Annotated in this window: 20 protein-coding genes; 10 read left to right on the top strand and 10 right to left on the bottom strand. The window is 61.1% G+C overall.

Annotated features, from left to right (window positions below; all coding sequences use genetic code 11):
• Positions 1 to 64: 64 nt before the first annotated feature.
• Positions 65 to 1,468, bottom strand: coding sequence for a phosphoglucomutase/phosphomannomutase family protein (locus tag NW841_RS05870; RefSeq protein WP_414370595.1), 1,404 nt, complete (start codon positions 1,466 to 1,468; stop codon positions 65 to 67).
• Between the two features lie 149 nt (positions 1,469 to 1,617).
• Between NW841_RS05870 and NW841_RS05865 the strand changes: the two genes are divergently transcribed.
• Positions 1,618 to 4,161: a DNA gyrase/topoisomerase IV subunit A gene (locus NW841_RS05865; protein ID WP_414385785.1), complete on the top strand. Its 2,544-nt coding sequence runs from the start codon at positions 1,618 to 1,620 to the stop codon at positions 4,159 to 4,161.
• 47 nt (positions 4,162 to 4,208) lie between these two features.
• On the opposite strand, the gene NW841_RS05860 is transcribed toward NW841_RS05865, so the two are convergent.
• Complete coding sequence (locus tag NW841_RS05860; protein WP_414385784.1) at positions 4,209 to 4,718, bottom strand: hypothetical protein; 510 nt, start codon at positions 4,716 to 4,718, stop codon at positions 4,209 to 4,211.
• A 398-nt stretch (positions 4,719 to 5,116) separates the two neighbouring features.
• Here NW841_RS05860 and NW841_RS05855 point away from each other — a divergent pair, with 398 nt between their 5' ends.
• On the top strand, positions 5,117 to 5,998 hold the full coding sequence (locus tag NW841_RS05855) for an SDR family NAD(P)-dependent oxidoreductase (protein ID WP_414385783.1): 882 nt from the start codon (positions 5,117 to 5,119) through the stop codon (positions 5,996 to 5,998).
• 138 nt (positions 5,999 to 6,136) lie between these two features.
• On the opposite strand, the gene NW841_RS05850 is transcribed toward NW841_RS05855, so the two are convergent.
• The 6 genes from NW841_RS05850 to NW841_RS05825 all read right to left on the bottom strand — a co-directional run bounded on the left by NW841_RS05850 (position 6,137) and on the right by NW841_RS05825 (position 12,074).
• Positions 6,137 to 7,762: a peptide chain release factor 3 gene (locus NW841_RS05850; RefSeq protein WP_414365285.1), complete on the bottom strand. Its 1,626-nt coding sequence runs from the start codon at positions 7,760 to 7,762 to the stop codon at positions 6,137 to 6,139.
• Positions 7,763 to 7,831: 69 nt separating this feature from the next.
• On the bottom strand, positions 7,832 to 9,016 hold the full coding sequence (locus NW841_RS05845) for a pyridoxal phosphate-dependent aminotransferase (RefSeq protein WP_414377455.1): 1,185 nt from the start codon (positions 9,014 to 9,016) through the stop codon (positions 7,832 to 7,834).
• A gap of 44 nt (positions 9,017 to 9,060) precedes the next feature.
• Positions 9,061 to 9,621, bottom strand: coding sequence for a hypothetical protein (locus tag NW841_RS05840; RefSeq protein ID WP_414365261.1), 561 nt, complete (start codon positions 9,619 to 9,621; stop codon positions 9,061 to 9,063).
• A gap of 88 nt (positions 9,622 to 9,709) precedes the next feature.
• Positions 9,710 to 10,369, bottom strand: coding sequence for a DUF2232 domain-containing protein (locus NW841_RS05835; protein ID WP_414365263.1), 660 nt, complete (start codon positions 10,367 to 10,369; stop codon positions 9,710 to 9,712).
• A gap of 51 nt (positions 10,370 to 10,420) precedes the next feature.
• Positions 10,421 to 10,714: an RNA-binding S4 domain-containing protein gene (locus NW841_RS05830; protein ID WP_414365264.1), complete on the bottom strand. Its 294-nt coding sequence runs from the start codon at positions 10,712 to 10,714 to the stop codon at positions 10,421 to 10,423.
• An 88-nt stretch (positions 10,715 to 10,802) separates the two neighbouring features.
• Positions 10,803 to 12,074: a serine hydrolase gene (locus NW841_RS05825; RefSeq protein ID WP_414377449.1), complete on the bottom strand. Its 1,272-nt coding sequence runs from the start codon at positions 12,072 to 12,074 to the stop codon at positions 10,803 to 10,805.
• A 631-nt stretch (positions 12,075 to 12,705) separates the two neighbouring features.
• On the opposite strand from NW841_RS05825, the gene NW841_RS05820 reads away from it, so the two are divergent.
• The 3 genes from NW841_RS05820 to NW841_RS05810 all read left to right on the top strand — a co-directional run bounded on the left by NW841_RS05820 (position 12,706) and on the right by NW841_RS05810 (position 14,378).
• Positions 12,706 to 12,843 carry a hypothetical protein gene (locus tag NW841_RS05820; RefSeq protein ID WP_414365267.1) on the top strand — a complete coding sequence of 46 codons (138 nt, stop codon included), beginning with the start codon at positions 12,706 to 12,708 and terminating at the stop codon, positions 12,841 to 12,843.
• Between the two features lie 86 nt (positions 12,844 to 12,929).
• Complete coding sequence (gene mutY, locus NW841_RS05815; RefSeq protein WP_414365269.1) at positions 12,930 to 14,015, top strand: A/G-specific adenine glycosylase; 1,086 nt, start codon at positions 12,930 to 12,932, stop codon at positions 14,013 to 14,015.
• Between the two features lie 87 nt (positions 14,016 to 14,102).
• Positions 14,103 to 14,378 carry a hypothetical protein gene (locus NW841_RS05810; RefSeq protein ID WP_414365271.1) on the top strand — a complete coding sequence of 92 codons (276 nt, stop codon included), beginning with the start codon at positions 14,103 to 14,105 and terminating at the stop codon, positions 14,376 to 14,378.
• Positions 14,379 to 14,435: 57 nt separating this feature from the next.
• On the opposite strand, the gene NW841_RS05805 is transcribed toward NW841_RS05810, so the two are convergent.
• Complete coding sequence (locus NW841_RS05805) at positions 14,436 to 14,768, bottom strand: hypothetical protein (protein WP_414365273.1); 333 nt, start codon at positions 14,766 to 14,768, stop codon at positions 14,436 to 14,438.
• A gap of 91 nt (positions 14,769 to 14,859) precedes the next feature.
• Here NW841_RS05805 and rnc point away from each other — a divergent pair, with 91 nt between their 5' ends.
• Positions 14,860 to 15,585 carry a ribonuclease III gene (gene rnc, locus NW841_RS05800; RefSeq protein ID WP_414365274.1) on the top strand — a complete coding sequence of 242 codons (726 nt, stop codon included), beginning with the start codon at positions 14,860 to 14,862 and terminating at the stop codon, positions 15,583 to 15,585.
• Positions 15,586 to 15,603: 18 nt separating this feature from the next.
• Here rnc and NW841_RS05795 read toward each other — a convergent pair whose 3' ends face one another.
• Positions 15,604 to 15,747, bottom strand: a complete 144-nt coding sequence (locus tag NW841_RS05795; protein ID WP_414377443.1) for a hypothetical protein — start codon at positions 15,745 to 15,747, stop codon at positions 15,604 to 15,606.
• Positions 15,748 to 15,811: 64 nt separating this feature from the next.
• Here NW841_RS05795 and ligA point away from each other — a divergent pair, with 64 nt between their 5' ends.
• The 4 genes from ligA to NW841_RS05775 all read left to right on the top strand — a co-directional run bounded on the left by ligA (position 15,812) and on the right by NW841_RS05775 (position 22,095).
• Positions 15,812 to 17,833 (top strand): NAD-dependent DNA ligase LigA, encoded by a 2,022-nt coding sequence (gene ligA / locus NW841_RS05790; protein WP_414385782.1) that lies wholly within the window; start codon positions 15,812 to 15,814, stop codon positions 17,831 to 17,833.
• A 709-nt stretch (positions 17,834 to 18,542) separates the two neighbouring features.
• Positions 18,543 to 19,889 (top strand): ATP-dependent protease ATP-binding subunit ClpX, encoded by a 1,347-nt coding sequence (gene clpX / locus NW841_RS05785; RefSeq protein WP_414365278.1) that lies wholly within the window; start codon positions 18,543 to 18,545, stop codon positions 19,887 to 19,889.
• A gap of 76 nt (positions 19,890 to 19,965) precedes the next feature.
• Positions 19,966 to 20,625, top strand: coding sequence for a potassium channel family protein (locus NW841_RS05780; protein WP_011429691.1), 660 nt, complete (start codon positions 19,966 to 19,968; stop codon positions 20,623 to 20,625).
• Positions 20,626 to 20,688: 63 nt separating this feature from the next.
• Positions 20,689 to 22,095: a TrkH family potassium uptake protein gene (locus tag NW841_RS05775; RefSeq protein WP_414385781.1), complete on the top strand. Its 1,407-nt coding sequence runs from the start codon at positions 20,689 to 20,691 to the stop codon at positions 22,093 to 22,095.
• The last annotated feature ends 123 nt before the right edge of the window (positions 22,096 to 22,218 follow it).

The raw sequence follows: 22,218 nt of genomic DNA, 5'->3' as shown, positions 1-22,218 counted from the left end.
GCGCAAGCTCTGAACTGCCATCGCGCACAAACAAGCTAGGGGCTGTGGGAGTCCTCCCGTAGCCCTAAGCAATTTTGTTGACCAGCCCATCTGCCCAATCGAGAAGACGGTTCACTTCTTCCAAGGTTCTGGCTTCTGAGTACAGCCGCAGCAGGGGCTCGGTGCCGCTGCCGCGGATCATGACCCAACTGCCGTCGGCAAGGGTAAACTTGTGGCCGTCTTTGTCAAAATGCTTGATGACCTTCTGCCCCAGGATCTCAAGGGGGGGATCCATCCGTAGCCGTTGGAATAGCTGGGTTTGTTGGTTTTGATCCCCTAGGTGCAGGTCGCGGCGCTGATAGACGGAGATGAATCCTTCCCGTTCCTGCAAAGCTCGGTAAAGGTCGCCCAGATCTTGCCCGGTTTCGGCGACGGCCTCGATCAAGTACAGAGCAGAGAGAAGAGCATCCCGTTCGGGGATGTGGCCCAGATAGCCGATGCCGCCCGATTCTTCTCCCCCCAGCAACACCTGGGTGGTCATCATGCGCTCGGCAATGTATTTAAAGCCCACGGGCATTTCCGTAACCGGCAAGCCATAGCGCTCGGCCACCTTCACGAATAGCTCCGAGCCACTGATGGTTTTGACGATTTCGCCCCGCAGGCCGCGTCGCCCCGCCAAGTGGTCGATCAGGATGGGAATGAGGATCTGCGGGCTGAGAAAGCGGCCTTGCCCGTCGAGGGCGGCAATGCGGTCGGCGTCGCCATCAAAGACCAGACCCACTTTTAACGGGGCGGGATCCGCCGCGATGATCTGGGCAGAGGTCTGTAGGTTTTGCGGCAGCGGCTCCGGTGAGAAGCCGCCAAATAGGGGATCCCGACGCGCCTGCAATTCAATCACCTTCTCTCCCAAGAGGCGCCTGAGGCCCCCAGCCCCAGAGCCAAACATGACATCCACCCAGATCTTGGCCGGGGATCCTTTGAGCTTTTCCAGATCCACAAAGCGACTGAGCTGAGCCAGATAGCCGGGCCAGGGATCCCAGATTTCGATGGGGGCTGGGTTGGATCCGAGAGGTTGCAGGTTGTGCAGCTCCTGCTCGATGGCAGCAGTGACCTCCGGGGGCACAGAGCCGCCAAACCCCCCCTTGACCTTGAGGCCGGAATAGTGGGGCGGGTTGTGGCTGGCGGTGATCACCAAGGCGCCATGGCAGCCGCGCTCTTTGGCTGCCCAGCTAAAGGCCGGTGTCGGGGCCACACAGGCAGAGAGATAAACCGGGATCCCCAAGCGGGCCACCACCTCGGCAGCGTGGGCAGCAAATTTTTCTGAGAGAAAGCGGTTGTCGTAGCCAATCAGGATCCCGGCGCCGGGATAGGTGCGGGCCAACACCTGGGCGCTGGCCTGGGCGGCAATGCCCAAGTTCTGAAAGGTAAAGCCATCGGCAATCACAGCTCGCCAGCCGTCGGTGCCAAAGCGAATGGAGTTCTCAACCATGGTTACACCCAAATCCACCCCGACTACACTTAGCACGGCGGAGCCGCCACCACACCCCCCCATTTCAAAAACGGCAGCGGCTGGGTGAGCTCGCAAAAGCTGCGGAAACAGCTACAGTAACCTGGAAAGCGTTCCGCTCCTAATGAGCCATGACTCAGCAACTCACTCTCGACGGACTGGGATTTGGATCGGATGGGGGATCCCGTTCAGGGCGGGTGATCGTTACCGATTTGCAGGGGGAGATGCAACGCTCCTACCTGGAATACGCCATGAGCGTGATCGTGGGGCGGGCCTTGCCGGATGTGCGGGATGGCCTCAAGCCGGTGCATCGCCGCATCCTCTACGCCATGCACGAGCTGGGCCTGACGCCGGATCGCCCCTACCGCAAGTGTGCGCGGGTGGTGGGGGACGTGCTGGGGAAATATCACCCCCACGGGGATCAGGCGGTCTATGACGCGCTAGTGCGCATGGCGCAAGACTTTTCCAGCCGCTACCCCCTGGTGGCGGGGCACGGCAACTTCGGCTCGGTGGACGACGATCCGCCGGCGGCCATGCGCTACACCGAGTGTCGGCTGGCGGAGCTGAGCCACACAGCCCTTCTGCAGGGGATCTCCGAAGAAATTGTGGACTTTCTGCCCAATTTCGACGGATCCCAGGCGGAGCCCACCGTTCTACCGGCCCGCCTGCCCATCCTGCTCCTCAACGGCTCTGCCGGCATTGCCGTGGGCATGGCCACCAACATCCCGCCCCACAACCTGGGAGAAGTCGTGGACGGCCTGCTGGCTTTGATCGACCATCCCGATCTCAGCCCTGAAGAGCTGTTGCGCTGGATCCCAGGGCCGGACTTTCCCACCGGCGGCCAAATCGTTGATAGCCAAGGGATCCGCGAAGCCTACCTCAGCGGGCGCGGCTCCATCACCCTGCGGGGAGTGGTCCGCTTTGAGGAGATCCAGCCGGGCAGAGGACGCCACCGCCGGCCCGCCCTGGTTATCACCGAGTTTCCCTACCAGGTGAACAAAGCCGCCTGGCTCGAGAAAGTGGCGGAGTTGGTTGCCCAAGACCGCCTCAGCGGCATTGCCGACTTGCGGGATGAGTCGGATCGCAGCGGCATTCGCGTGGTGGTGGAGCTGAAGCGGGAGGCCAACCCGCAGGCAGTTCTGCAGCAGTTGTACAAGCTCACCCCCCTGCAGAGCACCTTTGGGGTAATCCTGTTGGCCCTGGTGGAGGGAAAACCCCAGCAGCTCAGCTTGAAGCAGATTTTGCAGCACTTTTTGCAATTCCGCGAGGCCACTCTCAACCGGATGTTTCGCGCCGAACTGCAGCGGGTACAGCGCAAAGCCGAAGAGGTGGCGGGGATGGTGCTGGCCCTGGCCGATCTGGAGGGGGTGATCGACCTGCTGCGGCAAGCCCCCGATAGCGCCACGGCCAAAGCCCAACTGCAAACTCGCCTGGGCTGCACCCCCCAACAGGCGGAGACAATCTTGGCCATGCCCCTGCGCCGCCTGACAACCTTGGAGCGGGAGCGCCTGCACCAGGAGCAGGCCGAGCTGCAGGCCCGCATCGCCGAGCTGCAGGGGCTGCTGGAAGATCGCCGCAAGCTCTTGAATTACCTGAAAAAAGAGCTGCGCCACTTGAAGAAAACTTTTGCCGACCGGCGCCGTACCCAGATCCTTTCGGAAGCCGAGCTGGAGGCAGAACAGGCCCAGATCCCCAGTGGCAAAGCCGGCGAAGACACCCGCTTCCTGCTGCAACTTACCCGCAAAGGCTACGTGCGCCGCCTGCCTCTGCCTGGGCCTCGCTCCCGCAGCAATCCGGCGCAACGGGAATTGGGAGAAGATGTTCTGGTCGGCCTGGAATGCGTGACCCCAGAGCAGGAAATCTTGGTGCTCACCGCCAGCGGCAAAGCTTTCACCGTGCCCAGCGAAGGGATCCCCCTCAGCACCGGCTCCTCGCGGGGGGTACCTCTGGTCACCCTTCTCCCCAGTCCCGAACCCATCGTTGCCACCTTCCCGCTGGATCCCGTTCGCGTCAGTGGTGCGGAGCACTCTCCCGGCGAAGCCAGCCTGGTGGTGCTCAGCCGGCAGGGGCGGATCAAGCGGGTGGCCCTGGCGGAGCTGATGGGCCTTAGCCAACGGGGATCCACCGTCCTGAAACTCAAAGAAGGGGACGAGCTGGGCTGGGCGGCCCTTTGGGATCCCGGCCTGCAGGACGGTAGCGTTGTCCTCGCCACCTCCGGCGGGCGGGTACTGCACCTGCCGGCAGAGCAGATCCCACTCATGGGTCGAGGGGCTGTGGGCACACCGGCCCTGCGCCTGGGACGTGCCGAGCAGCTGGTGGGGATGGCGCTGCTGCCCCCCAAGGGGATCCTGATTTTGGCCAGTCGGTCGGGCTATCTGAAGCGGCTGCCTCTGGGCGAGATCCCAACTGGGGAGCGGGGCAAGGTGGGCGTCACGGCCTTTCGCTTTTCCGACAAAGGGGATGCCCTGGTGGGCTTGGTCGGCTTGCCCGCTGACCTAGAAGCCCATCCCTCTCTGCAAGTGGATCTGTTCACCGAATCCGAACGGCTGTACTCCTTCTCCCCTGCCGAAATCCCGCTGCAAGAGCGAGAGGGTGGCGGAGCCCTCTTGGTCAAGGGGGAACGGGTCAAGGAGTTGCACCTGTTTTGGCCGCAGCCGGAGGGCGAGATTGGATAGCTCTGCAGGCCACGTGCAGCGTTCGGGGAAGGCAGAAGCCTGGGCTGCTAGGACAGAGAGCCATCCCCTAGCGAAGCAGAATCGGTCGGCTGGGAGCCGGGATCCGCCTCTGGCGCTTCAGGATGGCGGACAGGCTTGGGAAGAGTGCCACCTGACTTGAGAACCAAACAGCGCACAGTTTGGTGCAGTTCCTCCAGCAAAATGCCGATGGCGGAGCGGAAGTCGCGGTGGTCATCCCGCATTTGCTCCAGAATGGCGCGGATGACTTCCTTACAGTCCTTCAGGATGTGCTGCTGCTGGGCGATGATCCGCACCAGCTCGCTCTGTTCCCTAAGCAACTCCCGCAAACAGGTACGCAGCTCGTCCACCTGGTTTTGCCAAAGGGCTTGCCCCTCTCGCAACTCCATTACGCTGGTGCGCAAATCGGCGGTGGCATCACGCAGAGCTTCGCTGTGGCGGCGCTCGGCCTCCAGTTGTCGCTGCTGCTCCTGCTGCTGTTGGCGCAGCTCGGAATTGGCCCTTAGGTTGGCTTCCGCCACTCTGAGCAATCGATCCAAGCAAGCCTCGGCGAGAGCCCAGCGCTCCTCCGGCAAGGAAGATCGGCTTCGGCTAGCCCGCCTGCGGAAATACCTTACGGTCACTGCACCTCGTATCTGCGGCAAGGACATCGAGCATCGGCTTAAGCGTACACTCCAGCGTGGGAGTTTGTCCCAGCGAGTGGTGCCTCAATCATATCGCTTTTCCCAGCCCCCCTTGGCAATCTGGGCGCAAAAAACCATCTGAGCAGCTTCTGGGCCGCAGGGATCCATCCCTCTGTCAGAGCACCCCTTGAGTCAGAAACAGCGGCCCAGCGCCCTGCCAATATCCAACACCGCAGCCCAACGAGCGAGGCCGCCTCTCTCCGTGGATCCCGGAAATCCTTCTAGGATGGAAAAAGTTTGCAGGGAAGAAAGCCATGCCTTCACTCGCCAATCAAGTGGTGCTGATCACCGGAGCCTCTGCCGGCATTGGAGAGGCCGTTGCCCTGGAAGCGGCCAAACGCGGGGCCCGCTTGGTGCTGGCGGCCCGCCGAGAGAGGCTGCTACAAAACGTCAAGGACTTGGTGGAGAAGCAGGGGACAGAAGCGCTGGTGGTGCCCATCGACATGGCCGACACGGCCCAGGTGGAGGCGCTGGCCCAAAAGGCTCTGGATCACTTTGGCCGGGTGGATATCCTGGTGAACAACGCCGGCTATGGCCAGATGGGACCAGTGGAAGAGGTGGATGTGGCGGCGATGCGGCGCCAGTTTGAGGTTAACGTGTTTGGCCTGCACGCCCTCACCCGCGCCCTCTTGCCCCAGATGCGGGAGCGGGGCAGTGGCCGCATCCTCAACCTCAGCTCGGTGGCTGGCCAGATCTCGATGCCCTTCAGCGGCGTCTACAACGCCACCAAGTTTGCCGTGGAGGCCCTCAGCGATGCCCTGCGGGTGGAGGTGGCCCCCTTTGGCATCAAGGTTATCTTGATCGAGCCGGGGCCGGTGGCCACCGAGTTTGGCCGCGTGGCTGAAGAGACCTTTGCCGCCGTTGTCAACCCAAATGGCCCCTACAAGGCGATCTTGGACAAAACTGCCGATCTGGCCAGCTCGTTCAACAACATGGCCTGGCCGGTGGAGAAGGTGGTGGAGCCGATCCTGAGAGCCATGACGGATCCCCACCCTTCCGACCGCTACACCGCTTTTACGGGCGGCAAGCTGGCGCTGGGGCTGATGCGGCTGCTGCCCGCCACTCTGGCCGATCAAATGTGGCGGCGCGTCTACGGCCTGGATGCCCTGGGATCCCCCAAATCCAAATCGGCCTAGTCACCGGTTGGTGGACACAAGCTGCAGCAGGGATCCCTCTTGAGCTCAATCGGCGGGAAGCTCCGCACTGTATTGGTACTGTATTGGTGAATTGTGTTTACTCAACAAGATGAGTGGCGGGAGGCGTTCACAATGCCTCTACGGGCTGCCATTGGACTCTGGACTGAGATCCTCAAGGGGGGCGATTTTGCTTAGCTTGATTTTGGGATTGCTGCTGATAAATTGCTGCAAGGTCCACTCGTTTTTAAAGAGAAGAACGGGCCTATCTTGAATGTCTTTGACGATAAGGGTGTTAAACAGGCTGGGGATGTTCCCCAGAACTTCCCAGCCATTCTCTACCCAGCGGGCCAGCGTGTAGGGCAGCATCTCCAGCCGGGTTTCGACGTTGTACTCATGTTCCAGGCGGTACTGCAGCACCTCAAACTGCAACTGGCCCACTGCGGCCACAATCGGATCCCGTTTGGACTCGTCGAGGGAGTACATCATCTGCACCGCTCCCTCTTCCTGCAGCTCTGATACCCCTTTCTGGAACTGTTTAAACTTGGAGGGGTTGGGATTTTTTAAATAGGCAAACAGCTCCGGCGAAAAGCTGGGGATCCCGGCGTAGCGCAACTTCGGGCCGGTGTAGAGGGTATCCCCAATCCTGAAGATGCCAGGGTTGTTGAGGCCGATGACATCGCCAGGATAGGCTTCATCGATGGAGATGCGCTCTTGAGCAAACAATTTTTGGGGATAGGAGAGGCGGATGGGGCGGTTGAGGCGGGCATGGTTGACCACCATGTCCTTCTCGAACTTACCGGAGCAGATGCGCACAAAAGCAAGGCGATCCCGGTGGCGGGGATCCATATTGGCCTGCAGCTTAAAGACAAAGCCGGTAAACTCAGGATGTTCGGGTGGGATCAGCCCTGCCGTGCTCTCGTGGGGCATTGGCGGTAGAGAATACTCCAGAAACGCATTGAGAAACAGCTCCACCCCAAAATTGGTCATGGCGCTGCCGAAAAAGACCGGCGTTTGCTTGCCAGCATGAACCTGCTTGAGATCCAAGCTGGGCATGAGGCCATCCAACAGCTCCAGCTCTTCTTTGAATTGGTAATAGAGATCTTTTTCAATCAAGTCTTCAATTTGCGGATCCCCCAGCTTGATGACCATTTCTTTGGCCCGCAGCCGTCCCCGCGAGACCCGCTCAAAGAAATGAAACTCCTGTGTGCGTCGGTCAAACAAAGCTGTAAAGCGCTCCCCTGAGCCAATCGGCCAGGTTACAGGATAGGGCTTGAGGCCGAGCTCAGTCTCAATTTCGTCCATTAGCTCCAAGGGATCCCGGCTGGGGCGATCCATCTTGTTGATGAAGGTGAAGATCGGCAGCTTCCGCAGTTGACAGACTTCAAACAGCTTGCGGGTCTGGGGTTCTAGCCCTTTGCCGGCATCTTCCAGCATCACAGCGTTATCAGCCGCCGCCAGGGTGCGGTAGGTATCTTCGCTGAAGTCTTGGTGGCCGGGAGTATCGAGCAAGTTGAGGCGAATATTGCGGTAGTCAAACTGCAACACGGTCGAGGTAATGGAAATGCCCCGCTGTCTTTCCAGTTCCATCCAGTCGGAGGTAACCCGCTTTTGAGCGCGGCGGGCCTTCACGGCCCCAGCCTCCTGAATGGCTCCCCCGTACAACAACAGCTTTTCCGTAAGGGTGGTCTTCCCGGCATCGGGGTGGGAAATAATGGCAAAAGTGCGCCGCTGCTGGATGGCTTTGGCTAGGTCTACTTCTTTCATCATCGAGAGGCTCCTCTAATGCAATCCCGCTGCTCTTCCAGCGCGCCGGCGGCCTCGAGTCTCTCCCTTTCAGAGGGAGGAGAGAAAGTGGTGCAGCCGTTCCAGCCCTTTTTCCAGGGTGGTGCGATCGGCGGCATAGGAGAGGCGAATGTAGGAATCTGCCCCGAAGGCCACCCCCGGCACGGCGGCCACCTGCTGTTCTTTGAGCAGCCGTTGGCAGAACTCCACCGAACTTAAGCCGGTTTGGCCAATGTTGAGAAACACGTAGAATGCCCCCTCCGGCTCTGGGCAAGTCACCCCCGGCAGAGCGCGGATCCCCTGCACCATCAGATCCCGCCGCTGCCAAAATTCTTGGCGCATTTTTTCCACCGCCGCCGCCGACAGGGGGCTGGTCAGAGCTTCCAGGGCGCCGTACTGGGCGAAGGTGCAGACGTTGGAGGTGCTGTGGCTTTGCAGGTTGATGGCGGCGTCGATGATGGGCTTGGGTCCCGCCAAGTAGCCAATCCGCCAGCCGGTCATGGCATAGGCTTTAGCGAAGCCGCTGCTGAGGATCGTGCGCGGCAGCAGCTCCGGGGAAAGGGATCCCAGGCTGATGTGGCGGGCTTGGCCGTAGACCAGCTTTTCGTAGATCTCGTCACAGACTACATACAGATGAGGAGCAGAGAGGAGCACCTCTGCCAGGGCCTCCAGCTCGTGCCGGTGATAGACGGCGCCGGTGGGGTTGGCCGGCGAGTTGAGGATGAGCAACTTGCTGCGGGGGCTGAGGGCCTGGCGCAGTTGGGCGGCGGTGAGTTTGAACCCCTGCGCCTCTTGGGTTTGAACCCGCACCACCTTGGCCCCGGCCAGAGCCACCATCTCGGGATAGCTGACCCAGTAGGGGACGGGCAGGATCACCTCGTCGCCGGGATCCAGGAGTACCATGGCCAGGTTAAACAGGGCTTGCTTGCCGCCGTTGCTAATCAGAATCTGGTCGGGGCTGTAGTCCAAGCCGTTTTCTCGCCACAACTTGTCCGCCACCGCCTGGCGCAGGGCAGGGATCCCAGCGGTGGGGCCGTAGCGGGTTTTGCCCTCTTCCAGGGCGCGGATGGCGGCAGCCCGAATGTGCTCAGGGGTGTCGAAGTCCGGCTCGCCGGCGCTCAGGATACAGACATCCAGACCCTCTGCCCGCATAGCCTTGGCCAGAGCCGAAATCGACAGCGTTGCAGAGGGAGAGAGACGAGCAACCCGTTGGGACAAGCCGGCAGCAGACACCATCAGTTGGGGATCCTGGGATAGCAGGTTGGGTTAGTTTTAGGCAGTTAGGCCACCGCTGTCAAGAGGCGGCTGCCATCCACCAGCAGCAGCTCATGGCCCTCCCGCTCCGCCAACAGATCCCAAAACTCCCCGGCGGCGGCCCCCGGCAAGAACCCTTCCAGACGCAGTTGTAGGGGGGGGAACTGCTTATTCCCTTGGGGCTTGCGCCGCACCGTCACCCAGATGAAGCCGTCGTGGGGCTCGACGATGCCGCGAATGTTAAAGCCCTCCTCTGCATCCTCAGGGGCAGGCAGAAAGGGCTCGTCCTCTAGATCTGGATCTTGCTCCTCCTCCGGCAAGGCCAGGATGCGGATAACGCTCAGGCCCAAGGTGCCGCCCGACCGCGGCTGCGGCTGCACGTAGTACCAGTAAGTGTGGCCGCTCTCGATGCAATAGGTGAAAGGGCGCAGCAGCTCGGCACGGCCAGGGGTGGCTGGATACTCTACGCCATCGGTGGCAACCAGCGTCGCCTGGGCGTAGGTCTCTGGGATCGATTTGAGGGATCCCTTGATCAAGCCCAGCGCGCGGAACTGGTAAGGGTGGGCGGGCGGGGGCAGTGGATTCATAGGACTCAGTGACAGGATGGGAGGCCACAAGCGTAGGGTCTACAAGTCTATCTCATGACAGCGGCCATCTCAGAAGTATGGGCGGCTGCTAATCCAGCAAAAATTGCACCCACTTCGGTGGCGGCGGCAGCGGACAGCGGAAATGCTCCATCACCAGAGCTGCCACCAAATGCACCGTGAAGACGTAGACCAGGGAGTTAAAGGCAATAAACCCGACCACCACCACCTGAACCATCCAAGGTTCTGCCACCCAGTACACGCCCAGCCTAGCCAGAGACACATCCAGCAGCCAGTTGGTCAGGCCGGTGAGTTGGATGGTGACATAAGTCCAAAGGTTTTCCCCCACCAGCAGAGAAGAGAGCAGCAACTGGAAAACTAGGCCGAAAGCGCTGAGGGCAGCGCCGCTGGTTACCGAGACATACCAGGAAAGGCGCCGCCGCCATAGGCGGGCACACCAGTAGCCCAGCAGGCCGTAGGGAATGACGTAGAGAATGCTGCGCGTGGGCCCCATCAGCACCGTCAGCAGCAGAGCAGAGACCGCCAGCGCCATCGCCCCGGTGCGGGGATCCCAGCGCATCACCGCCAGCGCCACTGGGATAGGGAAAAACAGACGCATAAACGGCGCCAGCGGCGTGTAGCTCAAGATCCAGATCAAAGCGGCAGTGCTGGCTAAGAAAGCCGTTTCCACCACCCTCAAGGCAGGAGAAGGGGGTGGTGAGGGAGGTAGGGGGGGAAAATCATCCTGCACAGGAGGCCCAGCAAGGAAAAGACCACTGTTCCCAGCTTAGGCCAGCACTTGCTAAGTGGGCCGAGGGGAATCTTGAACAGTTTTGGCTTTGTTCCAGGCGCAAGCTCTGGCCCCCTCCCAGCCCACCTGCCAAACTTGGCCTGCTACTGCCACCACATCTCCCCGGCGCAACTTGCGCCCTCGCCGGGTTTCCACCTCGCCGTTGACCCGCACCTGCCCCGCCTGGATGAGCTGCTTGGCCTGTCCGCCAGTGGGCACAACTCCCGTCAGCTTGAGAAATTGATCCAGCTTGATGAGGGGATCCCCTGCTGGAGAAGCTTGGGAAGGTGGAAGAGTCTCGGCCATAATCTCACCGTTCTGGCTTGGATGTCGGCTGATCCAACTTTTGATCTTGACGCTGCTGCTCTGCCGGGGTGGCTGGCCCAGGGATCCCCTAGGGCTGCGGGCTATCGGCAGCAGCCGCAGCGGTCGGCTCGCCTTCGGCAGACCAAAACTCATAGGCAGCCTGGGAGAGTTTGGCGATTAGCTCTTCGGCTTTGGGATCGTTGGGAGTTTCCCGCTTTACCCACACTGCTGCCACGTAGCGTCGCCCGTTGGGCAAATCGAGTATGCCGGCATCTCCCACCACCGACCTGAGAGTTCCCGTCTTGTGGGCGATGCGCACCTCTTGGCCCAAGTTGGGGCGAAAATAGGAGGGCCGCTGCGTGCGCCAGAGGATGTCCAAAAAGCGGTCGCGGCTGCGGCGGCTGAGCATTCGCCCCTGCTCCACTTGGCTGAGCAGCCAGACCATGTCGCGCGGGCTGCTGGTGTTGGTGCCCTCCAGATCCGGCAGCCACCAAGAAACCTGCGTGTGTTGCAGCCCCCACTGGCGAAACTTTTGGTTGAGGGCTTCCCGACCGCCGAGGCGATCGATGATGAGGTTGGCGGCGAAGTTGTCGCTGACGGTGCTCATGAGGGTAGCTGCCTCCAGGGCAGAGACCTGGGATCCGAGGGGACGGGTCTGCAATACGCCGGCTCCCCCGCCCCTGAGGTCTTCTCTCAGAGTCAGCCTCTCGTCCAGCCGCACTTGACCCGTTTCCACCGCCTGCAAAAAAGCCAGGAGAATCGGGATCTTAATGACACTGGCAGCAGGAAAAACCTGATCCGGCCTCACCCCAGCAAAGGCGCCGGTTTCCACCTCCCAGAACAGGGCTCCTACTGTCAGGCCCGGCTGATCGGCCAAAGCAGCCAAGCGCTTCTGTAAAGCGGGGATTTCCTGTCCTCTGAACAGGTCTGTGGGCAAGGTGGGGGGGGGATCCCCAAGCTGCATTGCCTCCTGCTCTGGCCGGGCAGGAGTGGTCGATTGCAGCAGTTGCGACAGGCCAGCCATCGTCAGGCCCAAAATCAGGCTTAGGCCCAGGCCCCGGAGCAACACCTCTGCCAGGGTCGGAGACCGTCTTAAGCGGCGAGGCTGGGCAGCTCGTTGGCGCATCCGGTCAATGGCCCTTTGGCGAGAGAAGCGCAGCGGTTGGGGGCGGGAAGCCGAGAGGGATCCCTCGGCAGCCGGGGCAGGCAGCAAGTGGCGAGAAGGGGAGGCAGCCTGAGGGAAGCGGCGCTGATGACGCCCCAGATCCCGAGACCTTTCTCGAGCTGAGCTGCTGCCTTTCCCCTCCCCTGCTCTAGCCATGAGAACGACTGCCTCAACGAAGGTCTTGATGGTCAACATCGCAACAATTTTACCGAACTTGCGTTGGCGAGCCCGGTTCAACTCAACAGCAGGGAAGTTGGCTGCCAAAGCCTCTGGCTAGGCGGCTCCTGCGCTCTAACTTTTGCGACCAGCGGGGGCCCTGCACCGCGGCTTGCCCGACTGGGATCCCTCTTTTGGGGGCGGATTGGATCCAGGCCAAATTGGCTATCCTAGAGATGACGGGGTTGGTCGATGAAGAGAGTTTCCCCATCGCGACACAGAGGGGCAGCTTAGTAGCCCCGTACTCAGCGCTCCGCGCCGCTGACGCGAGTAGCGCGGGGCAGCAAAGCCTGGAAGCAACTTTGGTTGCTCACCAATGGTATAGTTGTTAGCGAGGCGTGCCGTCCCCAGGTGAGCTCCTAAAGTGGTGAAAACCCTGACCGTGGCAAGCGTCTGGAGGATACCAACGTCTCAGCCAACCTGCAAGAACCCCGTCCCGCTGACGCGAACAGAACAGAAAAGTAAGCAGAACCTGGGGGCTTTGCCTTAGGGAACTGTCTAGAAGTGTCTTGACAGCACCTTTATGAGTTTGTTTTTGAACGGGGTAGGAATCCCCCGCCTTTAGGCGGTGGGAGTGTCAACCCAAGGCCGAAGCTGGTGGGAGGCGACAATGGCTAACTACAACCGCGGCATCATGAAGTTCAAGGGGGCCGATAGCCCAATTGTGGTTCTGATCTCGGCCAGCATTGTGGCGGCGGTGGTCTCGGCCCTGATCTGGTGGGCGTTGCACTTCGCTTACGCGGCTTGAGATCCCAGGTTCCCTCTCGACGGACTGGAGCGGAGTCCGAGGTTGCGGTCGCTGGCGAGCAGTCGCTAGGCTGGGGCGAGGCGGTTTTGCAGCGCCTGCGGCAGTCCTTGCAGCGTTGGTACTGCCAGCATGGGCGGGATCTGCCCTGGCGACGCACCCAGGATCCCTACGCCATTTGGGTAGCAGAGGTGATGCTGCAACAGACCCAGGTGGCAACCGTGATCCCCTACTTTCAGCGCTGGATGGAGGCTTTGCCCGGGATCCCGGACTTAGCGGCAGCCTCCCAGCAGCAGGTGCTGAAATTGTGGGAAGGCCTGGGCTACTACCGGCGGGCGCTGAATCTGCACAAGGCAGCCCAGATCTTGGTGCGGGAACACGGGGGCCAGTTTCCCAGGAATCTGGAGCAGGTGCTGGCGCTGCCGGGGATCGGGCGCACCACAGCTGGCGGCATTCTCAGCGCCGCCTTTGACCTGCCCCTGCCGATTTTGGAAGGGAATGTCAAACGGGTGTTGGCTCGCCTGGTGGCTTTGCCCCAGCCGCCGGCCCGCTGTTTGCCCCTGTTGTGGCGGCTTTCGCAGCAGTTGCTGGATCCCGAGCAGCCGCGCACCTTTAACCAGGCCCTGATGGACCTGGGCGCTACTGTCTGCCGGCCCCGGCAGCCTCGCTGTGGCCAATGTCCTTGGCAGGCCGACTGCGCTGCCTACAATCGAGGTCAACAGCAACACCTGCCTATGTCTGAGTCCCGTCCCTCGCGCCCTCACAAACAGATCGCGGTGGCCATCGTTTTGCGAGGGCAAGAGATCCTCATCGATCGGCGGCTGGAAAGCTCCATGCTCAGCGGCCTGTGGGAGTTCCCTGGTGGCAAAATCGAGCCGGGAGAAACCCCCGCGGAGTGTGTGGTGCGGGAGGTGAAAGAAGAAATTGGCATCGACATTGAGGTGGTGGCTCCGCTGGCCACCATCGAACATGCCTACACCCATTTCACCATCACCCTTATTGCTTTTATCTGCCGCTATTTGGGCGGAGAAGCCCAAGCCCTGCAATGCAGCGAAGTACGCTGGGTCGAGCCGGCGGAGCTGTCGCAATTTCCCTTTCCGGCGGCCAACCAAAAGCTATTTCCCTACCTATACGCTTGGCTGGAAACGCAAGGGAATCCCTTAGAACCCCTGTAATCCGCCAAACCGCTTAAACCCCTCCGGCCTTGCGCGCACAAGACATCCGATAGGATGATAGATGTCCTGCTGAGGTGAGGCACGGATATGCTTGTCACTCTGGAAAAAGCTGGGGAGATTCTCGCCAAGGGATCCCACACGGCGATTACGACGACAGACGGCAAGATCGCGCTGGTGCCTAAGGGGAAAGAAACCCTCAAGCTGACGGCCAACGAAGCCATTAACTTGATGTTTTACGTCGTCCGCTCTGCTGACCCCCCAGAAGCAGTGATGGCAAAACTGCAAGAGGCCGCTGCCAAGGCGCAAGCCCCCGATCCCGCCGAAGAACGCGCCAGAAAATATCGAGAAATTCGCGGAACGTAGCAGAAGCCGGTCGAGTCGGTCGCTCCAGGGCTCTCTTGGCGAACTCGAGTTCCAGAATCAGAGGCTGGCAGGGCTGAGGGGAACCAATTTCCCATCTGTGGTCAACCCCAGCAGCATCGGCTCCTGGGGCCGGATGGCCTGGCCAGTGAGGGCGCAACGCTGGGGCTGGTGAGCCGTGGCGGGGAAACTGGCCTGAATATCCTCGGCAGCGAGGGTGGCAGCCTCTGGAGAGTGGCGCAAGACATAGCCCCAGAGAATTTCGCGGATCAAGGCCTGGTAGCCCTGGCCGCCGGCCAACGCCTTCAGTCGTTGCTTCAGCTCACGCTCCAGACGAATGCTGGTCACCTCCATCTCGGTGGTGGGGGTGCGAGGACGGGCGCGGGCATGCATGAAGGGATCCTCTCCAAAAGCTTATACTACTCCTGTAGCACAAGGTGAGCCCTGAGAGCATTCTAGGTGTAGGGATTTTGCCGCGGGTTTTATGGTTGAGCTGATCCCACCTCGTCGCCGCGCCTTGGAGCATCTGCTGAACCGGTTGGGGTTCAGGGATCCCACTTGGCTGGAACAACTGCGCTGGGATCTGTTGGATCAAGCTTTGATTCATCCTTCCCTGGATGGCCAGCGCAACAATGACCGGCTGGAGTTCTTGGGGGATTCTGTCCTGCGTATTTTGGCCACCGAGTTCCTGTTTCAGTCCTATCCCCACTTGTCAGTGGGAGAGCTGACCGCAGTTCGCTCGGATCTAATCAGCGATGCCCACCTGGCGGAACTGGCGGATCTACATGGCCTAGAGCGCTACCTTGAGGTGGGATCCAGCTCCCAAAACGACTTGGCCGGACGGGAGCGGCGCTTAGCCGATGCTTTCGAGGCGGTGTTGGGATCCCTGTACCTAAGCTGGGGCATGCACACCCTGTCCCGCCTGCATCCCTGGCTGGATCCCTACTTTCGCCAACGGGTGGAGCAGTGGTTCCAGGATCCCACCCGGCGCAACCCGAAAGCCGCTCTCCAGGAGCTGACCCAGCGCCTATGGGGCACCTTGCCAGAATATCGTCTGGTGGCTGCTCGGGAACACCCGCCGCACTTCATTATGGAAGTTTGGGGCCATGGTCAATGTTGGGGCCGCGGCGAGGGGCGCTCCAAAAAGGCGGCAGAAATGGCCGCTGCGGCCCAAGCCTACGGGCACTTGCAGTCGCAGGAAATAAGGTAGGCGCCACTACGAGGCAATTCATGGGTAGCGACCGCTGTGGTAGCCGGCCTCTTCTTCCGGCGCCGCCAGCTCGCTCCTGTGGGGAGTTCTCGCCTGCACCTGGAAGCTGGGATCCGCGTTGCCCAGCTTTTTGGGGGTTAGCCTAACAAGGGGGCAGAGCAACGGCAGCCTAAGACAGATGAGAGCGTTGAACCTACGCTAGACCTAGCCAACGGTGCGGAAGAGTATGGATCCCCAACTGGAACAGCGCGCCCGCGACCTGCGCGCCCTGCTGCAGAAGGCCAGCATCGCCTACTACGTCTACGATGCCCCCATCTTGGAAGACAGCGTCTACGACCGCCTCTACCGCGAGCTGCAGGAGCTGGAGCGGGCCCACCCCGAGCTGATTACCCCCGACAGCCCCACCCAGCGGGTGGGAGAAAAGCCCGCCGAGCAGTTCCCCACCGTCTCCCACCGCATTCCCCTCTACAGCTTGGAAAATGCCTTCAACCTGGAAGAGCTAAAAGAATGGCAAGAGCGCCTGCTGCGGGTGCTGGGGCGCACCCCGGAGGAAGGGGAGCTGGAATATGTGTGCGAGCTGAAAATTGATGGCGCGGCCCTGGCCCTTACCTATGTGGATGGGCTGCTGCAGCGGGGGGCCACCCGCGGCGATGGACAGTCAGGCGAGGACATCACCCCCAATGTGCGTGCCATCCGCGCCATCCCCCTGCGGCTGGCGGCAGCGAATCCGCCGCCGGTTTTGGAGGTGCGGGGGGAAGCGTATCTTGCCATTGCCCAGTTCGAGCGCATCAACCAGGAGCGCCGCTCTGCCGGGGATCCCCCCTTTGCCAACCCGCGCAACTGTGCTGCTGGCACTCTGCGCCAGTTGGATAGCCGCATCGTTGCCGCCCGCAAGCTCAGCTTTTTTGCCTATGCCCTCCACTGGCCGGAAGGCTGGCCGAGCGGGGATCCCCCCCAAACCCAGTGGGAGTGCCTGCAGCGGCTCAAGGAGCTGGGATTGCCCGTCAATCCTCTGTCCCAGGTGTGCCGGGGCCTCGAGGAGGTGATCCAGTTCTACGAGCGGTGGCGGCAGGCCCAGCTTCCCTATGCCTGTGACGGCGTGGTAGTGAAGCTCAACTCCCTGCGGCTGCAAGAGGAGGCCGGCTTTACGCAAAAATTCCCCCGCTGGGCTATTGCCCTCAAATACCCTGCCCAGGAAGTCCCCACCCGCATCCGCGCCATCGTGGCCAGCGTAGGCCGCACCGGAGCCGTCACCCCGGTGGCAGAGCTGGAGCCGGTTCTTCTGGCTGGTACCACTGTCAGCCGCGCCAGCCTGCACAATGCCGATCGCCTCGAGGAGCTGGATGTCCACATCGGCGACACCGCCATCGTGCGCAAAGCCGGGGAGATCATCCCTGAGGTGGTGGGGATCCTCAAGGAGCTGCGCCCCCCTGACGCCGTTCCCTACCGCTTGCCCAGCCACTGTCCCGAGTGCGGCACCCCTCTTGTCCGCTCTGCTGGCGAGGCGGTAACCCGCTGCCCCAATCCCGAGTGCCCGGCCAAGATCCGGGGGCAACTGCAGCACTGGGCCAGCCGCGACGCCATGGATATCGAGGGCCTGGGGGAAAAGCGAGTAGCCCAGTTGGTGGAAAAGCTAGGGGTTCGCACCGTGGCCGATCTCTACCGCCTCACCCCGGAACAGTTGGAGAGCCTGGAGGGGATGGGATCCCGCTCCAGCCAGAAGCTGGTGCAGGTCATCCAGCGCTCCCGCCAACAGCCCTGGGAGCGGGTGCTCTACGGCTTGGGGATCCCCCATGTGGGGGTGGTGACCGCCCAGATTTTGGCCCCGCATTTCCCCGCCCCAGAACTCTTGGCCCAGGCTAGGGCTGAAGACATCGCCCAAATCTACGGGATAGGGGCAGAAATTGCCGAGGCGGTGGTGAGCTGGTTTGCCGATCCTGCCCACCAGCGGCTGCTGCAGGAGCTGCGGGAGCTGGGGATCCCTGCTCTGCCCCAGCAGAAGGCTCCTGCCGTCTCCCAGGTTCTGGCCGGGAAGAAGTTTGTAATCACCGGCACCCTGCCTACTCTCTCCCGCCAGCAGGCCAAGGCTTGGATTGAAAGCCGCGGCGGCAAGGTAACCGCCAGCGTCAGCCGCCAAACCGACTATGTGGTGGTAGGGTCGGATCCCGGCTCCAAACTCAAGCAGGCCCAGGCTTTGGGGATCCCTCTGCTGAGCGAGGCGGAGCTGCTGGCGTTGGATCCAAATTGACATACTCCCCAGCCCCAAAGGGCGGGGATTCTGGTTCTTGAAACACTTCTGAGTCCTGTACTCTGGCGGAACGGCAACCACCACCTTGCCCAACACCTTCGCGCCCGTGGGCCGGAGGCCTTTGGCCAGCCCAAACCGTTCCCGTCCCTCGACTGTGGATTCCCCAAAAAATTTGGGAAGGCCGGCTTGTCCTCGCCCCGGCGATGGTTTATCATGCGATTCAGTGAGGAGTGGACGCCAGAGGGGGAAGAGGACGAAACACGGACAGTCCCTTCCCCTTTTTGGTGTTCAAGATCCGCCCTGGTTCCGCTCCAGAGGGTATCCAACCGAACCCAAAAGCCCACTTACCTCCGACGACCGTCTTTGCCAGAGTTAGGAACATTCCACTATCATGAAATTAGCGGAGACGCATGTTTCCGTTCACTCCTCACACCATCCGCCGCTCGACGTCGAGTCGGGCGGTTTTCTTATGAACTTTATCTCCAATCGCCGCAGAGCTGTTCTCAGCAGCAGGGCAATCTTCTACGGCCGGCTTAGGAAGCCCACAATCTGGAAGGAAGTGCTAGACTAGTAAGTCAGTAAGTTCTGTCCCTTGCAGTATCCCTACGCCTCTCCAGCCGCGCCCCACGTTTGAGCAGCACTGGAACGTCCGGCTTTTTCTAGAATTTGCCAAACACGATAGCCAAGAGCAAACAGCAACGAGGATCCCATGGCCAAGCATGACTCCCACCTGAGATGCTCCTTCTGCAATAAGTCCCAGGATCAAGTGCGTAAGTTGATTGCGGGGCCGGGGGTCTACATCTGCGACGAGTGTGTAGAGCTGTGCAATGAGATTTTGGAGGAGGAACTCTACGACGGCCATACCCGACCTGAGACGGATTCTGTTGCCAAACGTCGCGAAACCCCTAAAAAATCCTCTCGCGGCCTGCCTTCTCTGGCGCAGTTGCCTAAGCCGCGCGAGATCATGCGCTACCTTGACCAGTACGTGATTGGCCAAGAGAAAGCCAAGAAGGTTCTGTCGGTGGCGGTTTACAACCACTACAAGCGGCTGGCTGCTAAGGCCAACCCCAGCAGCCTCGGAGCTGCAGAGCTGGATGAGGTGGAACTGCAAAAGTCCAACATTTTGATCATTGGCCCCACCGGCTCCGGCAAAACCCTGCTGGCCGAAACCCTGGCCCGCATGTTGGATGTACCCTTTGCCGTTGCCGATGCCACTACCCTCACGGAAGCCGGCTACGTCGGCGAAGATGTGGAAAACATCCTGTTGCGCCTGCTGCAGGTGGCGGACATGGATGTGGAAGAAGCTCAGCGCGGCATCATCTACATCGACGAAATCGACAAAATTGCCCGTAAGAGCGAAAACCCCTCCATTACCCGCGACGTTTCCGGCGAAGGGGTGCAGCAGGCTTTGTTGAAGATGCTGGAGGGAACTATTGCCAACGTGCCTCCTCAGGGAGGGCGCAAGCATCCCTATCAAGATTGCATTCAAATCGATACCTCCAACATCCTCTTCATCTGTGGGGGCGCTTTTGTCGGCCTGGATAAGGTGATCGAGCAGCGCATTGGCAAAAAGTCAATGGGCTTTATCAAGCCAGGGGAGCAGCTAGCAGTTACCCGTGAACAACGCCTGGCCGATGCCCTTAAGGCGCTGGAGCCGGAGGATTTGATCAAGTACGGCATGATCCCAGAATTCATCGGGCGGCTGCCAGTGGTGGCTACCCTGGATCCCCTGGACGAGAAGGCCCTCGAGGCCATCTTGACGCAGCCCAAAAATGCCATCCTCAAGCAGGCCCAGAAGTTGTTGCGCATGGACGGGGTGGAGCTAGAGTTCGAGCCGGCTGCCATTTCTGCCATTGCCAAGGAAGCTTACCGTCGCAAAACGGGGGCGCGTGCGCTGCGGGCCATTGTGGAAGAGCTGATGCTGGACGTGATGTACGAGGTTCCCTCTCGCCGGGATATCAAATACGTGCGCATCACGGCTGAGATGGTGGAGCGCCGCTCCACGCGCGAGCTGATCCCTCACCCTTCCACCTTGCCTAAACCTGAGTCTGCCTAGGGTCACAGCCCTGCCGGATCCCTCTGCGTCGGCTTATGATCAGTGTTTGGTCTTGCAAGGAAGGGCAAGGGGGCGCATGGGGCGAGCGGATCGCGAGTATGCGGTGATCGGTCTGGGACGCTTCGGCACGAGTTTGGCCCTCACGCTGATGGAGCGGGGCCACAATGTTTTGGGGATCGACCGCAGCCGGGAGATCGTACAGCGTCTGGCGGATCAACTGACGCAGGTGGTGGCGCTGGATTCCAGCGATGAGGATGCGCTGCGAGCAGTGGATATTCTCTCCTTTGACACGGTGGTGGTGGCCATCGGCAGCGATTTCGAGAGCAACCTGTTGACGACGGTGGCCCTCAAAAGTTTGGGGGTGCGCAACGTGGTTTGCAAGGCTTCGACAGAGCGGCAACGCTCGATTCTCTTGCGGGTGGGGGCCGATCGGGTGGTCTTGCCGGAGCAGGAGGCGGGCCGGCGTTTGGCTCAGGTGCTAACAGCGCCAGGGATCCTGGATCAACTGGAGCTGGAGCCGGGCTACAGCATTACGGAGCTGGAGGTGCCGGAGGCGCTGGTGGGCCATACGCTGGCGGAGTCGGACTTGCGTCGCCGCTTTGGCATCACGGTCTTGGTGGTGAAGCGAAAACAATCGTTGGTGGTTTCTCCCCCGGCAGATTACCTGCTGGAGAAAGGAGACCTGCTGGTGGTGTTGGGGGCCAATACCAATATCTCGCGGCTGAACGAGATGTAACGGGGGGATCCGATGAGAGAGGGCTGTGTCCCGCCGTCACAACCCGAGGGGTCCGAGGGATGGGTGTCTCCCCGATCTTCAGGAACCCCTCGCCCGACGCTGCCTCAGTCCTCTTGGATCCCGGCCAGCCGCTTGCACCGGCTCTTTTTTGGGGACAGGCGTCGCCCGCTGCCGCCGCCCCTGCGCCTGGTCGCAGGGTTAGGTCTGCTAGCGGTGGTGGGGACTTTGCTACTGATGCTGCCGGGGATTGGGCGCGGGGATCCCTTGAGCTGGAATGAGGCGCTGTTTACGGCCATGTCCGCCCTGAGCGTAACGGGGCTCTCGACGATTGTGGCGGCGGAGGATCTCACTCTGCTTGGCCAGATCGTCTTGCTGCTGTTGATCCAAATTGGCGGGGTGGGCTTCATGGTTTTGGCGGTGGTGGTGTTCCAACTGATCGGGCGGCGCATCTCCCTGCTCAATCGCCTGGCGCTGTGCAATTCGCTGGGCCTGATCGATCCGGGGGCCATTCTGGAATTGACGCGGCGGGTGTTGATCGGGGTCACTCTGATCGAGCTGGGAGGGGCCCTGCTGCTCTGGGTGCATTGGCGGGATCTCTACGGGCCAGGTCGGGCGGTTTTTCTGGCCATTTTTCACGCCGTGTCAGCTTTCTGTAATGCGGGGTTCGACCTATTTGGGCAGGAGGGGATCCCTACGGATGGCCTGTCGCTGGCGATCTTGGGCACTCTAATTTTTATTGGCGGCTTGGGCATCCCGGTTTTGTCGGATTTGTTAACCTGGCCGCAGGGCCACCGCCCCTCTCTGCACACCCGCATCACCCTGGTCGTGGTGGTGGTCTTGCTCTGCACGGGCGGCCTAGGGATGTTCTTGGCCGAGAGCTTGCCCCAGGGATCCTTGCAGGAGGTGAGCTGGCCCCGCCGCCTGGGCCTGACGTTTTTCCAGTCGGTTTCGGCTCGTACTGCTGGCTTTGCCGGCATCCCCATTGGGGAGTTGACACCGGCGAGCCAGTTGCTGCTGATGATCCTGATGTTTATCGGGGCTGCCCCGGCTTCCATGGGGGGCGGCATGACCACTGGTACCCTGGCGGTGTTGGTGTTGGCTCTGTGGGGCTATGCCCGCGGCCTGCCCAGCGCTCAGATTGCCGGGCGCAGTTTGGATCCCTCGATGGTGCGCAAGGCGGCAGCGGTGTTGACTGTCTCTCTATTCGTGGTGCTATTGGCAACTTGGCTGATCTTAATTACCCACCACCACAGCAGGCTGGATCCGGTACTCTTCGAGGTCATCTCCGCTTTTGCCACCTGTGGCCTCTCGACAGGGTTCACGGGGAAGCTGAACTTGTTCGGCCAACTGATCATCGTTTTGGTGATGTTCTGGGGCCGCTTGGGGGCGCTGACCATTGTCTTGGCTTTGGCCCAGCAGCAGCCGCGTCAGTTGGTGACCTACCCGGAAGAGCCAATTTTAATTGGGTAATCCCGTAAACTACCCGACTCCGACCGCTAAGCGGTACGGAGCAGGCTTAAGCGCTACGCGCCGCTGACGCGAACGGTAGCCCTGCAGTTGGCAAGCCAACCACGGACCTCCAGGCTGGTTTCC

This window comes from Synechococcus sp. H60.3, assembly GCF_047462295.1.
GTDB lineage: Bacteria > Cyanobacteriota > Cyanobacteriia > Thermostichales > Thermostichaceae > Thermostichus.
This window is presented reverse-complemented; position numbering and strand designations above follow the sequence as displayed.

Excerpts from the sequence above, each read along its gene's own strand:
- NW841_RS05870 (WP_414370595.1), bottom strand. The coding sequence starts at position 1,468 with ATGGTTGAGAACTCCATTCGCTTTGGCACCGACGGCTGGCGAGCTGTG.
- NW841_RS05865 (WP_414385785.1), top strand. The coding sequence starts at position 1,618 with ATGACTCAGCAACTCACTCTCGACGGACTGGGATTTGGATCGGATGGG.
- NW841_RS05855 (WP_414385783.1), top strand. The coding sequence starts at position 5,117 with ATGCCTTCACTCGCCAATCAAGTGGTGCTGATCACCGGAGCCTCTGCC.
- NW841_RS05850 (WP_414365285.1), bottom strand. The coding sequence starts at position 7,762 with ATGAAAGAAGTAGACCTAGCCAAAGCCATCCAGCAGCGGCGCACTTTT.
- NW841_RS05845 (WP_414377455.1), bottom strand. The coding sequence starts at position 9,016 with ATGGTGTCTGCTGCCGGCTTGTCCCAACGGGTTGCTCGTCTCTCTCCC.
- NW841_RS05840 (WP_414365261.1), bottom strand. The coding sequence starts at position 9,621 with ATGAATCCACTGCCCCCGCCCGCCCACCCTTACCAGTTCCGCGCGCTG.
- NW841_RS05830 (WP_414365264.1), bottom strand. The coding sequence starts at position 10,714 with ATGGCCGAGACTCTTCCACCTTCCCAAGCTTCTCCAGCAGGGGATCCC.
- NW841_RS05825 (WP_414377449.1), bottom strand. The coding sequence starts at position 12,074 with ATGTTGACCATCAAGACCTTCGTTGAGGCAGTCGTTCTCATGGCTAGA.
- NW841_RS05820 (WP_414365267.1), top strand. The coding sequence starts at position 12,706 with ATGGCTAACTACAACCGCGGCATCATGAAGTTCAAGGGGGCCGATAGC.
- NW841_RS05810 (WP_414365271.1), top strand. The coding sequence starts at position 14,103 with ATGCTTGTCACTCTGGAAAAAGCTGGGGAGATTCTCGCCAAGGGATCC.
- NW841_RS05805 (WP_414365273.1), bottom strand. The coding sequence starts at position 14,768 with ATGCATGCCCGCGCCCGTCCTCGCACCCCCACCACCGAGATGGAGGTG.
- rnc (WP_414365274.1), top strand. The coding sequence starts at position 14,860 with ATGGTTGAGCTGATCCCACCTCGTCGCCGCGCCTTGGAGCATCTGCTG.
- ligA (WP_414385782.1), top strand. The coding sequence starts at position 15,812 with ATGGATCCCCAACTGGAACAGCGCGCCCGCGACCTGCGCGCCCTGCTG.
- clpX (WP_414365278.1), top strand. The coding sequence starts at position 18,543 with ATGGCCAAGCATGACTCCCACCTGAGATGCTCCTTCTGCAATAAGTCC.
- NW841_RS05780 (WP_011429691.1), top strand. The coding sequence starts at position 19,966 with ATGGGGCGAGCGGATCGCGAGTATGCGGTGATCGGTCTGGGACGCTTC.